The sequence below is a fragment of the Stenotrophomonas sp. MH181796 genome, from assembly GCF_009659995.1.
GTDB classification, from domain to species: domain Bacteria; phylum Pseudomonadota; class Gammaproteobacteria; order Xanthomonadales; family Xanthomonadaceae; genus Stenotrophomonas; species Stenotrophomonas riyadhensis.
The window spans coordinates 1-16,410 of record NZ_RAHU01000017.1; the positions used below are offsets into that span (position 1 = coordinate 1).

A 16,410-nucleotide genomic window follows, 5' to 3' on the forward strand; every position below is an offset into this window, starting at 1 on the left:
CGTGGTCTCGAAGATCATCGAGTAAGCCTGCAGTACCGGTGGTTGCATAGCGCCGCCGGTTACGCGAATGGCGGGCCGGGAACCTCGGTCCGCCTTCGCCGTCTAAGGGAAGGCAAGTTTTCAACGTACGCCAGTAGCTCAATTGGCAGAGCAGCGGTCTCCAAAACCGCAGGTTGGGGGTTCGAGTCCCTCCTGGCGTGCCATCTGCCCACCTTATCCAGCGGCCTGGGCCGCTAAAGCAGACACAGCCGGATGAATAGCAAGATCGAACACTCCAAGGACAACTCCGCCCACGGTGGAGATATCGTCAAGTATGTCGCCGCATCGCTGCTGGTGCTGGCCGGTCTGTTCGTCTGGTTCTGGTTCTCCGCCGACTCTGGTCGCGCCGCCCAGCTGGGTGCGTGGGCAGGTCAGCTGCGTGCGTTGGCGGTCGTGGTCGGTCTGGTTGGCGGTATCGGCGTGTTCATGCTGACCGGCAAGGGGCGCGACACCCGCGAATTCCTCTCCGAGTCGCGCTTTGAACTGCGCAAGGTGGTCTGGCCGACGCGCCAGGAAGCCATCCGCATGACCTGGGTCGTGATCGTCGTGGTGCTCATCCTCAGCCTGCTGCTGGGTGGCTTCGACTTCCTGATCCAGAAACTGACTCAGTGGTTCCTGAGCCGCTAAGGAGAATTGCATGAAGCGTTGGTACGTCGTTCACGCCTATTCGGGCTTCGAGAAGTCGGTGGCGCAGGCTCTGCGTGATCGCATCGTCCGTGACGGCATGGAAGAGCGCTTCGGCGACGTCCTGGTCCCGACCGAAGAAGTGGTCGAGATGCGCGCTGGCCAGAAGCGCCGTTCCGAGCGCAAGTTCTTCCCGGGCTACGTGCTGGTCCAGATCGAGACCCACGAAGAAGCCGGCATTCCGCGCATCGACAACGAAAGCTGGCACCTGGTCAAGGAAACCCCGCGCGTGATGGGCTTCATCGGCGGCACCGCCGATCGTCCGCTGCCGATCGCCGATTCCGAGGCCGAGGCCATCCTGAATCGCGTTCAGGAAGGTGTCGAGAAGCCGCGTCCGAAGGTGCTGTTCGAGCCGGGCCAGATGGTCCGCGTCACCGACGGCCCGTTCAACGATTTCAATGGCGTCGTCGAAGAAGTCAACTACGAGAAGAGCCGTCTGCGCGTCTCGGTGCTGATCTTCGGTCGTGCCACCCCGGTCGAACTCGAGTTCGGCCAGGTCGAAAAGGCCGTCTGACCGGTCCTGTAGAGTCGAGCCATGCTCGACTCCAGGCTCCGGATGGCGGTGCAGTCGAGCATGGCTCGACTCTACAAGGGGAACCGGGCTCTGCCCGGTTTCGTCCGTTTATGTGCCGCTTCAGGCATGTGAAGAAAAAACCTGTTATAGTGCGCGGCTCCCCNAACCGGGCTCTGCCCGGTTTCGTCCGTTTATGTGCCGCTTCAGGCATGTGAAGAAAAAACCTGTTATAGTGCGCGGCTCCCCGCTGGGAAGCCAGTGGGACGAGGCCGCCGCAAGGTGGCCTTCGGCATGATTTCAAAACGCGATGCCGGGACGCGTGATTCCCGGTCCGATGGGGAGCCTGTTGTCGAAAGGCGCTAGCACCCGGAGAGCATACTCATGGCAAAGAAAGTTGTCGGTTACATCAAGCTGCAGGTGAAGGCCGGTCAGGCCAACCCCTCGCCGCCGGTCGGTCCTGCGCTGGGTCAGCGCGGTCTGAACATCATGGAATTCTGCAAGGCGTTCAACGCTGCCACGCAGAAGCTCGAGCCGGGTCTGCCGGTTCCGGTGATCATCACGGCCTACTCGGACCGTACGTTCACCTTCATCACCAAGAGCACCCCGGCCACCACCCTGCTCAAGAAGGCCGCTGGCATCTCGTCGGGCTCCAAGCGCCCGAACACCGAGAAGGTCGGCAAGGTCACCCGTAAGCAGCTGGAAGAGATCGCCAAGGCGAAGGAACCGGATCTGACTGCCGCCGATCTGGACGCCGCCGTGCGTACCATCGCTGGCTCTGCCCGTTCCATGGGCCTCGTGGTGGAGGGTTAATAAGATGGCACAGACCAAGCGTGAGAAGGCCATCAAGGCCGCCGTCGTTCCGGGCAAGGCATACGCCTTCGAGGACGCGATCAACATCCTGAAGAGCGCCACCAAGGCCAAGTTCGTCGAGTCGATCGACGTCGCTGTGCGCCTGGGCGTCGATGCGAAGAAGTCCGACCAGCAGGTCCGTGGCTCCACCGTGCTGCCGGCCGGTACCGGCAAGTCGGTCCGCGTCGCCGTGTTCGCTCCGGCCGGTGCCAAGGCTGACGAAGCCCTGGCCGCTGGCGCCGAAGCCGTCGGTATGGACGATCTGGCCGAGAAGATGCAGGCCGGCGATCTGAACTACGACGTCGTCATCGCGACTCCGGACGCCATGCGCGTCGTCGGTAAGCTGGGCACCGTGCTGGGCCCGCGCGGCCTGATGCCGAACCCGAAGGTCGGCACTGTTTCCCCGAACCCGGGTGAAGCCGTGAAGAACGCCAAGTCGGGTCAGGTCCGTTACCGCACCGACAAGGCCGGCATCATCCACTGCACCATCGGCAAGGCCGACTTCGCCGAAGACGCGCTGAAGTCGAACCTGACCGCGCTGCTGCTGGATCTGATCAAGGCCAAGCCGGCCACCTCGAAGGGCACCTACCTGCAGAAGGTTTCGGTCAGCTCGACGATGGGCCCGGGCGTCACCGTCGACCAGTCGTCGCTGACCCTGAAGTAATTGTTTCAAGCGGTCACGGTACCTTCGGTGCCGTGACCGTGACATTTGAAGGCATCGCTGGCAGTGCATCGCCCGCGGTAGCCGTCAAAGACCGCAGGCGCGGTCGTGGCAATACCGGCGACGGGCACGGAAGCTCGATCTGGCAAGGAGTCGCCGCCGGAGCAGTCATGAGCGCTTAATCGATTCCCCGGAATCACCCTGCGTAGATGGTGCCCTTCTGGAGTTTTTCTGGTTCACGCACGTCTGGGTTTCCCAGGTTGGCCCACTCCAGGTCTAGAACGGCCCACCCCCGGAACATCATCCCGATGTTCCCGGCGTCCAGGACGGATGCCGCACAGGACCGCACACGGCAGGAGCCGTAAGCGGAGTTCAATAGGAGGAGTGCAATGGCTCTCAATCTGTCCCAGAAGCAAGAAGTAGTCGCCGAGCTGGCAGACGTCGCCGCCAAGGCCCACTCCTTGATCGCAGCCGAATACGCTGGCACCACGGTCGCCCAGATGACCGCGATGCGCAAGCAGGCTCGTGAAACCGGTGTTTTCTTGAAGGTTGTCAAGAACACCCTGGCTTCGCGCGCCGTTGAAGGCACCGAGTTCGCAGTCGCCCAGGACCAGATGGTTGGTCCGCTGCTGTACGCGTTCTCGCTCGAGGAGCCCGGCGCTGCCGGTCGCCTGATCAAGGAAGCCGCCAAGGGCAACGACAAGCTGAAGGCTAAGGTCGTCGCCATCGGTGGCGAAGTGTTCCCGGCAAGCCACGTCGACGTGCTGGCCTCGCTGCCGACCCGCGACCAGGCCCTGGCCATGCTGGCCCGCGTCCTGACCGAGCCGGTCACGATGTTTGCCCGCGCCATCAAGGCCGTTGGCGAGAAGCAGGGTGGTGGCGACGTCGCCGCCGACGCTGCCGAGCCGGCCGCCGAGACCGCCTGAGTTTCGACTTACCGTGGTTCCTGACGGAACCTCAACCCAGAAAATCATCCAAAGGTATTTATCATGTCCCTTACCAACGAACAGATCGTCGACGCCATCGCCGAGAAGTCCCTGATGGAAGTGATGGAGCTGGTCAAGGCCATCGAAGAGAAGTTCGGCGTCTCCGCCGCTGCTCCGGTTGCCGTGGCTGCTGCCGCTGGCCCGGCCGCTGCTGTTGAAGAGCAGACCGAGTTCACCGTCACCCTGAAGTCGGCCGGCGACAAGAAGGTCGAAGTCATCAAGGCCGTCCGCGCCATCACCGGCCTGGGCCTGAAGGAAGCGAAGGACCTGGCCGAAGCCGGTGGCGTCCTGAAGGAAGGCGCTTCGAAGGACGACGCCGAGAAGATGAAGAAGGACCTGGAAGCTGCTGGCGCGACTGTCGAAGTCAAGTAAGCAGTTACCTTGCATCGTCACCGATTCACGGCGATGCAGCCAAGGCTGGGGGCGTAAGCCCCCGGCCTTTGGTCGTTGTTGCAAGGTTGTAGATCCACGCCACGCGTGGATGTAACGAGCGGCAAAAAGCCCAACACGGGCTGCGGTCAGACCCCGGCAGGCCAGCGCAGAGCGCGGCAGCGGGGGAGTGGATGCAGACGAGTTGGCAGTTGGAAGTAGCGGGAGAAGGCGTGCTGGTGCCGGCAATACCAGCGACTTCCAACTGACAATTTCAAGTTCCCTTCGGATCGTGGGCGCACGATCCGCACAACAAGGTGGAAGACCTCATGACGTCCTATTCGTTCACCGAAAAAAAGCGTATCCGCAAGGATTTCGGCAAGCAGCGCTCGATTCTCGAAGTGCCGTTCCTGCTCGCCATCCAGGTGGATTCCTATCGTGAATTCCTGCAGGAAAACGTCGATCCGGCCAAGCGCACGGACCACGGCCTGCACGCTGCGCTGAAGTCGGTCTTCCCGATCGCCAGCTACAGCGGCAACGCTGCCCTGGAATACGTCGGCTACAAGCTGGGCGAACCGGTCTTCGACGAGCGTGAGTGCCGCCAGCGTGGCATGAGCTACGGCGCCCCGCTGCGCGTGACCGTGCGCCTGGTGATCTACGACCGTGAGTCGTCGACCAAGGCCATCAAGTACGTGAAGGAGCAGGAGGTCTATCTGGGCGAAATCCCGCTGATGACCGAGAACGGCACCTTCATCGTCAACGGCACCGAGCGCGTCATCGTCTCGCAGCTGCACCGCTCGCCGGGCGTGTTCTTCGATCACGACCGTGGCAAGACCCACAGCTCGGGCAAGCTGCTGTACAGCGCCCGCATCATTCCTTACCGCGGTTCCTGGCTGGACTTCGAGTTCGACCCGAAGGATGCGCTGTTCACCCGTATCGACCGTCGCCGCAAGCTGCCGGTGTCGATCCTGCTGCGCGCGCTCGGCTACAGCAACGAAGAGATGCTGGCCGAGTTCTTCGAGATCAACACCTTCCACATCAACCCGGATGAAGGCGTCCAGCTGGAGCTGGTGCCGGAGCGCCTGCGTGGCGAAACCCTGGGCTTCGACCTCGCCGACGGCGACAAGGTCATCGTGGAAGCCGGCAAGCGCATCACCGCGCGCCACATCAAGCAGCTGGAAGCCTCGGGCATCGCCGCCCTGGCCGTGCCGGACGACTACATCGTCGGCCGCATCCTGTCGCACGACGTGGTCGATGCTTCGACCGGCGAACTGCTGGCCCAGGCCAATGACGAGATCACCGACGAGCAGCTGCAGGCCTTCCGCAAGGCCGGTGTGGATGCCGTGGGCACCCTGTGGGTGAACGATCTGGATCGTGGCCCGTACCTGTCCAACACCCTGCGCATCGACCCGACCAAGACCCAGCTGGAAGCCCTGGTCGAGATCTACCGCATGATGCGTCCGGGCGAGCCGCCGACCAAGGACGCCGCGCAGAACCTGTTCCACAACCTGTTCTTCACCTTCGAGCGCTACGACCTGTCCGCGGTCGGCCGCATGAAGTTCAACCGTCGCGTGGGCCGCAAGGAAACCACCGGCGAAGCCGTGCTGTACGACCGCAAGTACTACGGTGAGCGCAACGACGAAGAGTCCAAGCGCCTGGTTGCCGCCCATGGCGACAGCTCCGACATCCTGGACGTGATCAAGGTCCTGACCGAGATCCGCAACGGTCGCGGCGTGGTCGATGACATCGATCACCTGGGCAACCGTCGCGTGCGTTCGGTCGGCGAAATGGCCGAGAACGTGTTCCGCGTGGGCCTGGTCCGCGTCGAGCGCGCGGTCAAGGAGCGCCTGTCGATGGCCGAGTCGGAAGGCCTGACCCCGCAGGAGCTGATCAACGCCAAGCCGGTCGCCGCTGCCATCAAGGAGTTCTTCGGCTCCTCGCAGCTGTCGCAGTTCATGGACCAGAACAACCCGCTGTCGGAAGTGACCCACAAGCGTCGCGTCTCGGCCCTGGGCCCGGGCGGTCTGACCCGTGAGCGCGCCGGCTTCGAAGTGCGCGACGTGCACCCGACCCATTACGGCCGCGTCTGCACCATCGAAACCCCGGAAGGCCCGAACATCGGCCTGATCAATTCGCTGGCCGTGTACGCCCGCACCAACCAGTATGGTTTCCTCGAGACTCCGTACCGCAAGGTCGTGGACGGCAAGGTCTATGACGAAGTCGAGTTCCTGTCGGCGATCGAAGAAAACGAGTACGTCATTGCGCAGGCCAACGCGCTGACCGACGCCAAGGGCACCCTGACCGAGCAGTTCGTTCCGTGCCGCTTCCAGGGCGAATCGCTGCTGAAGCCGCCGGCGGAAGTCCACTTCATGGACGTCTCGCCGATGCAGACCGTGTCGATCGCGGCCGCGCTGGTTCCGTTCCTGGAGCACGATGACGCCAACCGCGCACTGATGGGCGCCAACATGCAGCGTCAGGCCGTGCCGACCCTGCGTGCGCAGAAGCCGCTGGTCGGTACCGGCATCGAGCGCGCCGTGGCGCGTGACTCCGGTGTGACCGTGAACGCCCGTCGTGGTGGCGAGATCGTGCAGATCGACGCGGCCCGCATCGTGGTCAAGGTCAACGAGGAAGAGATCGTTGGCGCCACCGACGCAGGCGTGGACATCTACAACCTGGTCAAGTACACCCGTTCGAACCAGAACACCTGCATCAACCAGCGTCCGCTGGTCCAGGTGGGTGACGTCATCGCCCGCGGCGACGTGCTGGCCGACGGTCCGTCCACCGACATCGGCGAACTGGCCCTGGGCCAGAACATGCTGATCGCGTTCATGCCGTGGAACGGCTACAACTTCGAAGACTCCATCCTGCTCTCCGAGCGTGTGGTGGAAGAGGATCGTTACACCACGATCCACATCGAAGAGCTGACCTGCGTCGCGCGTGACACCAAGCTGGGGCCGGAGGAAATCTCGGCCGACATCCCGAACGTCTCCGAGCAGGCGCTGAACCGCCTGGACGAGAGCGGCGTGGTGTACATCGGTGCGGAAGTCCGCGCCGGCGACATCATGGTCGGCAAGGTCACCCCGAAGGGCGAAAGCCAGCTGACCCCGGAAGAGAAGCTGCTGCGCGCGATCTTCGGCGAGAAGGCTTCGGACGTGAAGGACAGCTCGCTGCGCGTTCCGCCGGGCATGGACGGCACCGTCATCGACGTGCAGGTCTTCACCCGCGACGGCATCGAGAAGGACAAGCGCGCCCGCCAGATCGAAGAGTCTGAAATCAAGCGCGTCAAGAAGGACTTCGACGACCAGTTCCGCATCCTGGAAGCCGCCATCTACATGCGTCTGCGTTCGCAGATCGTGGGCAAGGTGGTCAACGGTGGCGCTGGCCTGAAGAAGGGTGACGTGATCACCGACGCCTTCCTGGACGGCCTGAGGAAGGCTGACTGGTTCGCCCTGCGCATGAAGGACGAGGACGCTTCGGAAGCCATCGAGCGCGCGCAGAAGCAGATCCAGGCGCACGAGAAGGAATTCGAGCGTCGCTTCGCCGACAAGCGCGGCAAGATCACCGCCGGTGACGACCTCGCCCCGGGCGTGCTGAAGATGGTCAAGGTGTTCCTGGCCGTGAAGCGCCGCATCCAGCCGGGCGACAAGATGGCAGGCCGCCACGGCAACAAGGGTGTGGTTTCCAACGTGGTGCCGGTCGAGGACATGCCGTACATGGCCTCGGGCGAAACCGTGGACATCGTGCTGAACCCGCTGGGCGTGCCGTCGCGTATGAACATCGGCCAGATCCTGGAAGTGCACCTGGGCTGGGCGGCCAAGGGCCTGGGCCGCAAGATCCAGGCGATGATGGAAGCCCAGGCGGCGGTTGCCGACCTGCGCAAGTTCCTGGACGACATCTACAACCACGACGACACCAACGTGGCCAACCGTGTCGACCTGTCGCAGTTCAGCGACGAGGAACTGCTGCGCCTGGCCCGTAACCTCACCGACGGCGTGCCGATGGCCACCCCGGTGTTCGACGGCGCCACCGAAGCGGAAATCAAGCGCATGCTGGAACTGGCCGACCTGCCGAGCAGTGGCCAGACCCAGCTGTACGACGGCCGCACCGGTGAAGCGTTCGATCGCCACACCACCGTGGGTTACATGCACTACCTGAAGCTGAACCACCTGGTCGACGACAAGATGCACGCCCGTTCGACCGGTCCGTACTCGCTCGTCACCCAGCAGCCGCTGGGCGGCAAGGCGCAGTTCGGCGGCCAGCGCTTCGGTGAAATGGAAGTCTGGGCGCTGGAAGCCTACGGCGCGGCCTACACCCTGCAGGAAATGCTGACGGTGAAGTCCGATGACGTGCAGGGCCGCAACCAGATGTACAAGAACATCGTCGACGGTGAGCACGAGATGGTCGCGGGCATGCCGGAATCCTTCAACGTGCTCGTGAAGGAAATCCGCTCGCTGGCCATCAACATGGAACTGGAAGACAACTGATCCATGCCGGCGCGGCGGCCTCTGCCGCCGCGCCGCTGGCAGTCAACTGAAAGCCCATCGACACAGCATTCCTCCTTCTGGAGAACACCATGAAAGACCTGCTCAACCTCTTCAACCAGCAGCGCCAGACGCTGGACTTCGACGCGATCAAGATCGCGCTGGCCTCGCCGGACCTGATCCGTTCGTGGTCCTTCGGCGAAGTGAAGAAGCCGGAAACCATCAACTACCGTACCTTCAAGCCGGAACGCGACGGCCTGTTCTGCGCCGCCATCTTCGGCCCGGTGAAGGACTACGAGTGCCTGTGCGGCAAGTACAAGCGCATGAAGCACCGCGGCGTGGTCTGCGAAAAGTGCGGCACCGAAGTGACCCTGGCCAAGGTGCGTCGCGAGCGCATGGGCCATATCGACCTGGCTTCGCCGGTCGCGCACATCTGGTTCCTGAAGTCGCTGCCGTCGCGCATCGGCCTGATGCTGGACATGACCCTGCGCGACATCGAGCGCGTGCTGTACTTCGAAGCCTATGTGGTGACCGAGCCGGGCCTGACCGCCCTGGAGCGCCGCCAGCTGCTGACCGAAGAACAGTACCTGCAGGCCCGCCAGGAGCACGGTGACGACTTCGACGCCGCGATGGGCGCCGAGGCCGTGTACGAACTGCTGCGCACGATCGACCTGCAGTCGGAAATGACCCGCCTTCGCGAGGAAATCGCCGCTACCGGTTCGGAAACCAAGCTCAAGCGCCTCACCAAGCGCATCAAGCTGATCGAAGCCTTCCTGGAGTCGGGCAACCGTCCGGAGTGGATGGTCATGACCGTGCTGCCGGTGCTGCCGCCGGACCTGCGTCCGCTGGTTCCGCTGGATGGCGGCCGCTTCGCGACCTCCGACCTGAACGACCTGTACCGCCGCGTCATCAACCGTAACAACCGCCTGCGCCGCCTGCTCGAACTGAGCGCGCCGGACATCATCGTGCGCAATGAAAAGCGCATGCTGCAGGAATCGGTCGATGCGCTGCTGGACAACGGCCGTCGTGGCCGTGCCATCACCGGCACCAACAAGCGCCCGCTGAAGTCGCTGGCCGACATGATCAAGGGCAAGCAGGGCCGCTTCCGCCAGAACCTGCTGGGCAAGCGCGTCGACTACTCGGGCCGTTCGGTCATCGTGGTCGGTCCGTACCTGCGCCTGCACCAGTGCGGCCTGCCGAAGAAGATGGCGCTTGAGCTGTTCAAGCCGTTCGTCTTCGCCAAGCTGCAGCGTCGTGGCCTGGCCACCACCATCAAGGCCGCCAAGAAGCTGGTCGAGCGCGAAGAAGCCGAAGTCTGGGACATCCTGGAAGAGGTCATCCGCGAGCATCCGGTGATGCTGAACCGTGCGCCGACCCTGCACCGTCTGGGCATCCAGGCGTTCGAGCCGGTGCTGATCGAAGGCAAGGCCATCCAGCTGCACCCGCTGGTCTGCACCGCGTTCAACGCCGACTTCGACGGTGACCAGATGGCCGTCCACGTGCCGCTCTCGCTGGAAGCCCAGCTGGAAGCGCGTGCGCTGATGATGTCGACCAACAACATCCTGTCGCCGGCCAACGGCGAGCCGATCATCGTGCCGTCGCAGGACGTCGTGCTGGGTCTGTACTACATGACCCGCTCGCTGGAAAACAAGAAGGGCGAGGGCATGGCCTTCGCCAACATCGCCGAAGTGAAGCGTGCCTACGACAACCGCGTGGTGGAACTGCACGCGCGCGTCAAGGTCCGCATCACCGAGGTGGTGACCGACGAAGACGGTGTGAAGCAGAACAAGACCTCGATCGTGGACACCACGATCGGTCGCGCCCTGCTGGCTGAAATCCTGCCGGAAGGCCTGCCGTTCGCGCTGGCCAACACCGAGCTGACCAAGAAGAACATCAGCCGCCTGATCAACTCCAGCTACCGCCAGCTGGGTCTGAAGGACACGGTCGTGTTCGCCGACAAGCTGATGTACACCGGCTTCGCCTACGCGACCCGCGCCGGCGTCTCGATCGGCATCGACGACATGCTGATCCCGGACGAGAAGAAGGGCATCCTCACCGAGGCCGAAGCCGAAGTGCTGGAAATCCAGGAGCAGTACCAGTCGGGTCTGGTCACCGCCGGCGAGCGCTACAACAAGGTGGTCGACATCTGGTCGCGCACCAACGAGCGCATCGCCAAGGCGATGATGGACACCATCGGTACCGAGAAGGTCGTCAATGCCAAGGGTGAGACCATCGACCAGAAGTCGATGAACTCGCTGTACATCATGGCCGACTCCGGTGCGCGTGGTTCGCAGGCGCAGATCCGTCAGCTGGCCGGCATGCGCGGCCTGATGGCCCGCCCGGACGGCTCGATCATCGAGACGCCCATCAAGGCGAACTTCCGCGAAGGCCTGAACGTGCAGGAGTACTTCAACTCCACCCACGGTGCCCGTAAGGGTCTGGCCGATACCGCGCTGAAGACCGCGAACTCGGGTTACCTGACCCGTCGTCTGGTCGACGTCGCGCAGGACGTGGTGATCACCGAGGTGGATTGCGGTACCACCGAAGGCCTGATCATGACCCCGATCGTGGAAGGCGGCGACGTGGTCGAGCCGCTGAAGGACCGCGTGCTGGGTCGCGTGGTTGCCGAGGACGTGTTCCTGCCGGGCAACGACGAGGATCCGATCGTCACCCGCAACACCCTGCTGGACGAAGCCTGGGTCGCCAAGCTGGAAGATGCCGGCGTGCAGACCATCAAGGTCCGCTCGACCATCTCCTGCGAATCGGCCTTCGGCGTCTGCTCGCGCTGCTACGGCCGCGATCTGGCCCGTGGCCACCTGGTCAACATCGGTGAAGCGGTCGGCGTCATCGCCGCCCAGTCCATCGGTGAGCCGGGTACCCAGCTGACCATGCGTACGTTCCACATCGGTGGTGCGGCGTCGCGAGCTGCTGCGGTCGACAACATCACCGTCAAGACCACCGGCTCGGTCAAGTTCAGCAACCTCAAGTCGGTCGAGCACGCCAACGGCTCGCTGGTGGCAGTGTCGCGCTCGGGCGAAATCTCGGTGCTCGATGCCCACGGCCGTGAGCGTGAGCGTTACAAGCTGCCGTACGGTGCGACCATCACGTCCAAGGACGGTGATGCGATCAAGGCTGGCCAGACCGTGGCCAACTGGGATCCGCACAACCACCCGATCGTGTCGGAAGTGGCCGGCTTCATCCGCTTCATCGACTTCGTCGACGGCATCACCGTCATCGAGAAGACCGACGAGCTGACCGGCCTTGCTTCGCGCGAAATCACCGATCCGAAGCGTCGTGGTACCCAGGCCAAGGACCTGCGCCCGATCGTGCGCATCGTCGACGCCAAGGGCAACGACCTGTCGATCCCGGGCACCGACCTGCCGGCGCAGTACCTGCTGCCGCCGCGCTCGATCGTCAACCTGCAGGACGGCGCCCCGGTGGGCGTGGGCGACGTGGTCGCCAAGATCCCGCAGGAAGCGTCGAAGACCCGCGACATCACCGGTGGTCTGCCGCGCGTGGCCGATCTGTTCGAGGCCCGCAAGCCGAAGGATCCGGCGGTGCTGGCCGAGCGTTCGGGCATCATCAGCTTCGGCAAGGACACCAAGGGCAAGCAGCGCCTGATCATCAAGGACACCGATGGTTCGGAGCACGAAGAGCTGATCCCGAAGTACCGCCAGGTCATCGTGTTCGAAGGCGAGCATGTCACCAAGGGTGAAACCATCGTGGACGGCGAGCCGAGCCCGCAGGACATCCTGCGCCTGCTGGGTGTCGAACCGCTGGCGGCCTACCTGGTGAAGGAAATCCAGGACGTGTACCGCCTGCAGGGCGTGAAGATCAACGACAAGCACATCGAGGTGATCACCCGCCAGATGCTGCGCAAGGTCGAGATCACCGATCAGGGCAGCAGCAAGTTCCTGAACGGCGAGCAGGTGGAGCGCCAGCGCGTTATCGAGGAGAATGCGCGCCTGTCGACCCGCAACGAGCTGCCGGCGCACTTCGATCCGGTCCTGCTGGGTATCACCAAGGCCTCGCTGGCGACCGAATCGTTCATCTCGGCCGCGTCGTTCCAGGAAACCACCCGCGTGCTGACCGAAGCGGCCGTCCGCGGCACCTCGGACAACCTGCGTGGCCTGAAGGAAAACGTCATCGTGGGCCGCCTGATTCCGGCCGGTACCGGCCTGGCGTACCACAGCAACCGCCGTCGCGGCGCTTCCGGTCTCACCGAGTCGGAAATGCAGACCCTGGCCGGCACCCCGGCTGTGGTCGAGGCACCGGTGGTTGAAGCCGAAGCTGAACAGGCCTCGGGCGAAGAATGAGGTATCCGGTCCGGCCGCTAGGCCGGACCACCCCATCGGTCCATCGATGGGATTGGGAAAGGGCAGGGGAGATCGTCCGCGATCGACCCGGCCAACCTGAACGGGGTACATGGAGGCCCCCCAGTAACGTTCCGGGATCAGGAACGGGCTTGACAGGAGGCGTTTGACTGCTTTCCTGGCAGGTTGCTACAATCGTCTGTCTCAGCAGGCCAGAATTTTGGCCTGCTTTAACATTTCCGCATCTCTGGTCGGATTTTCCGGCCACCAATCAGAAGAACCTACTGATGGCGACGATCAACCAGCTGGTCCGCAAGCCGCGGCAAGCGACCACCTACAAGAGTGCCTCGCCGGCGCTCGACAAGTGCCCGCAGCGCCGTGGCGTCTGCACCCGTGTCTACACCACCACTCCGAAGAAGCCGAACTCGGCTCTGCGCAAGGTTGCCAAGGTCCGCCTGACCAACCAGGAAGAAGTGATTTCCTACATCGGTGGTGAAGGCCACAACCTGCAGGAGCACTCCGTGGTCCTGATCCGCGGCGGTCGCGTCAAGGACCTGCCGGGTGTGCGTTACCACACCGTTCGTGGCTCGCTCGACGCCGCCGGCGTTGCCAAGCGTCGCCAGGCCCGTTCCAAGTACGGCGCCAAGCGTCCGAAGGCATAAGGAGAGAGCACTATGTCGCGTAAGGGTAATACTCCGCAGCGTTCCGTCCTGCCCGATCCGAAGCACGGAAGCGAAACCATCGCCCGCTTCATCAACATGGTCATGCAGAGCGGCAAGAAGTCCGTCGCCGAAAAGATCGTGTACGGCGCCATGGACGTGATCACCGAGAAGAACAGCAGCGCCAACGCCATTGAACTGGTGCAGAAGGCTCTGGACAACGTCGCTCCGGCGGTCGAAGTCAAGTCGCGCCGCGTCGGTGGTGCCACCTACCAGGTGCCGGTCGAAGTGCGTTCGTCGCGCAAGATGGCCCTGGCCATGCGCTGGCTGATCGACTCCGCGCGCAAGCGTGGTGAGAACACCATGCCGAAGAAGCTGGCTGCTGAACTGATCGACGCCTCGGAAAACCGTGGCGGCGCCATCAAGAAGCGCGAAGAAACCCACCGCATGGCCGAAGCCAACAAGGCATTCGCCCACTACCGCTGGTGAGTTTGACGGCCTTGTAAAACAGGCAGGGCAGCACCACTTCGGTGCGTGCTGCCTCGCGGTCCCAGAAGGACTGCGCCAATCCGAAGGCCGCCGAAAGGCGGCGTTCGGCCATCCGAAATCCAAGAAATCTGAGAGGCTCCCGTGGCCCGTTCCACTCCCATCGAGCGTTACCGTAACTTCGGCATCATGGCTCACATCGATGCCGGCAAGACCACCACGTCCGAGCGCATCCTGTTCTACACCGGCAAGAGCCACAAGATCGGTGAAGTGCACGACGGCGCCGCCACCATGGACTGGATGGAGCAGGAGCAGGAGCGTGGCATCACGATCCAGTCCGCTGCCACCACCGCGTTCTGGAAGGGCATGGACAAGTCCCTGCCGGAGCACCGCTTCAACATCATCGACACCCCCGGGCACGTCGACTTCACCATCGAAGTGGAGCGCTCGCTGCGCGTGCTCGACGGTGCCGTCTTCGTCCTGTGCGCCGTCGGTGGCGTGCAGCCGCAGTCGGAAACCGTGTGGCGCCAGGCCAACAAGTACCACGTGCCGCGCATCGCGTTCGTCAACAAGATGGACCGCACCGGTGCCAACTTCCAGAAGGTCGTCGGCCAGCTGAAGGCCAAGCTGGGCGCGGTTGCCGTGCCGATGCAGCTGCCGATCGGCGCTGAAGACAACTTCAAGGGCGTCGTCGACCTGCTGAAGATGAAGGCCATCCATTGGGATGAGGCTTCGCAGGGCATGAAGTTCGAATACGGTGAAATCCCGGCCGAGCTGCAGGGCCCGGCTGAAGAGGCTCGCCAGTTCATGGTCGAGACCGCTGCCGAAGCCAGCGAAGAGCTGATGGAAAAGTACCTGGGCGGCGAAGAGCTGGCCGAGGCTGAAATCATCAACGCGCTGCGTACCCGCACCCTGGCCACCGAGATCGTGCCGATGTACTGCGGCTCGGCCTTCAAGAACAAGGGCGTGCAGGCCATGCTGGACGGCGTGATCCAGCTGCTGCCGTCGCCGGTCGACGTGCCGGACGTGAAGGGCGTGGACGTTGACGACGACACCGTCGAAATGACCCGCAAGTCGGACGACAAGGCTCCGTTCTCGTCGCTGGCCTTCAAGATCATCACCGACCCGTTCGTCGGCGCGCTGACCTTCTTCCGTGTCTACTCGGGCACCCTGAACGGTGGCGACACCGTGCTGAACTCGGTGAAGGGCAAGAAGGAGCGCATCGGCCGCATCCTGCAGATGCACTCGAACAACCGCGAGGAAATCAAGGAAGTTCTGGCCGGTGACATCGCCGCTGCCGTGGGCCTGAAGGACACCACCACCGGTGACACCCTGTGCGCCGTGGACGCCCCGATCATCCTGGAGCGCATGACGTTCCCGGAGCCGGTGATCTCGATGGCCGTCGAGCCGAAGACCAAGTCGGACCAGGAAAAGATGGGTCTGGCCCTGGGCCGTCTGGCGCAGGAAGATCCGTCGTTCCGCGTCAAGACCGACGAAGAATCCGGCCAGACCATCATCTCGGGCATGGGCGAACTGCACCTGGACATCATCGTCGACCGCCTGAAGCGCGAGTTCAACGTTGAAGCCAACGTCGGCGCGCCGCAGGTGGCCTACCGCGAAACCATCACCCTGGCCGACGTCAAGTCGGACTACAAGCACGCCAAGCAGTCTGGTGGTAAGGGTCAGTACGGTCACGTCGTGATCGAACTGTCGCCGATCACCGCTGCCGACCGTGCCGATCCGAAGCTGGCTCCGGCCATCAAGGACGACTTCCTGTTCATCAACGACATCACCGGCGGCGTGATCCCGAAGGAATTCATTCCGTCGGTTGAAAAGGGCCTGCGCGAAACCATCACCAGCGGTCCGCTGGCTGGCTTCCCGGTCGTGGACGTCAAGGTGAAGCTGGTGTTCGGTTCGTACCACGACGTCGACTCCTCGGAAATGGCGTTCAAGCTGGCTTCGTCGATGGCCTTCAAGCAGGGCTTCGCCAAGGCCAAGCCGGTGCTGCTGGAGCCGATCATGAAGGTCGAGATCGTGACCCCGGAGGATTACCAGGGTGACGTGATGGGCGACGTCAGCCGTCGTCGCGGCGTGCTGCAGGGTTCCGACACCACCGGTGACGGCTCCGCTTCGATCATCAACGCGATGATCCCGCTGGGTGAAATGTTCGGCTACGCCACTGCGCTGCGTTCGCAGACCCAGGGCCGCGCCACCTTCACCATGGAATTCGATCACTACGAGCCGGCTCCGACCAACATCGCCGAAGCCGTCATGAAGAAGGGCTGAGCCTCGCTCAGCCTCTCTTGAAACCACTTACGAACAATCAAGGTATAGAACAATGGCAAAGGGTAAGTTCGAGCGCACCAAGC

At 63.4% G+C, this 16,410-nt stretch carries 11 protein-coding genes and 1 tRNA gene; all 12 read left to right on the forward strand.

The annotated features are described in order from the left end of the window. The first annotated feature begins 127 nt into the window (after positions 1 to 127). The 12 genes from D5301_RS23800 (at position 128) to fusA (ending at position 16,327) form a co-directional block, all read left to right on the forward strand. A tRNA-Trp gene (locus D5301_RS23800) sits at positions 128 to 203 on the forward strand. Positions 204 to 252: 49 nt separating this feature from the next. Next, the gene (gene secE, locus D5301_RS23805; protein WP_004154361.1) at positions 253 to 666 is read left to right on the forward strand and encodes a preprotein translocase subunit SecE; all 414 of its coding nucleotides are present in this window, start codon (positions 253 to 255) and stop codon (positions 664 to 666) included. A 10-nt stretch (positions 667 to 676) separates the two neighbouring features. Next, entirely contained in the window at positions 677 to 1,237 is a 561-nt protein-coding gene (gene nusG, locus D5301_RS23810) for a transcription termination/antitermination protein NusG (RefSeq protein WP_004154362.1), read from the forward strand. A 381-nt stretch (positions 1,238 to 1,618) separates the two neighbouring features. Beyond that, a complete protein-coding gene (gene rplK / locus D5301_RS23815; protein ID WP_004145248.1) occupies positions 1,619 to 2,047 on the forward strand; it encodes a 50S ribosomal protein L11 in 429 nt (142 codons plus the stop codon). Between the two features lie 4 nt (positions 2,048 to 2,051). After that, positions 2,052 to 2,750, forward strand: a complete 699-nt coding sequence (rplA, locus tag D5301_RS23820; RefSeq protein WP_004154350.1) for a 50S ribosomal protein L1 — start codon at positions 2,052 to 2,054, stop codon at positions 2,748 to 2,750. 386 nt (positions 2,751 to 3,136) lie between these two features. After that, on the forward strand, positions 3,137 to 3,673 hold the full coding sequence (gene rplJ / locus D5301_RS23825) for a 50S ribosomal protein L10 (protein ID WP_005408203.1): 537 nt from the start codon (positions 3,137 to 3,139) through the stop codon (positions 3,671 to 3,673). Between the two features lie 63 nt (positions 3,674 to 3,736). Then, positions 3,737 to 4,105 (forward strand): 50S ribosomal protein L7/L12, encoded by a 369-nt coding sequence (gene rplL, locus D5301_RS23830; protein ID WP_010480374.1) that lies wholly within the window; start codon positions 3,737 to 3,739, stop codon positions 4,103 to 4,105. Between the two features lie 326 nt (positions 4,106 to 4,431). After that, positions 4,432 to 8,586, forward strand: coding sequence for a DNA-directed RNA polymerase subunit beta (gene rpoB / locus D5301_RS23835; RefSeq protein ID WP_153857070.1), 4,155 nt, complete (start codon positions 4,432 to 4,434; stop codon positions 8,584 to 8,586). An 89-nt stretch (positions 8,587 to 8,675) separates the two neighbouring features. Further along, positions 8,676 to 12,899 carry a DNA-directed RNA polymerase subunit beta' gene (gene rpoC, locus D5301_RS23840; protein WP_153857071.1) on the forward strand — a complete coding sequence of 1,408 codons (4,224 nt, stop codon included), beginning with the start codon at positions 8,676 to 8,678 and terminating at the stop codon, positions 12,897 to 12,899. A 284-nt stretch (positions 12,900 to 13,183) separates the two neighbouring features. Further along, positions 13,184 to 13,558, forward strand: coding sequence for a 30S ribosomal protein S12 (rpsL, locus tag D5301_RS23845; protein WP_004145320.1), 375 nt, complete (start codon positions 13,184 to 13,186; stop codon positions 13,556 to 13,558). Positions 13,559 to 13,570: 12 nt separating this feature from the next. After that, positions 13,571 to 14,044: a 30S ribosomal protein S7 gene (gene rpsG, locus D5301_RS23850; RefSeq protein ID WP_004145321.1), complete on the forward strand. Its 474-nt coding sequence runs from the start codon at positions 13,571 to 13,573 to the stop codon at positions 14,042 to 14,044. 141 nt (positions 14,045 to 14,185) lie between these two features. Beyond that, positions 14,186 to 16,327 (forward strand): elongation factor G, encoded by a 2,142-nt coding sequence (fusA, locus tag D5301_RS23855; protein ID WP_005408207.1) that lies wholly within the window; start codon positions 14,186 to 14,188, stop codon positions 16,325 to 16,327. The last annotated feature ends 83 nt before the right edge of the window (positions 16,328 to 16,410 follow it).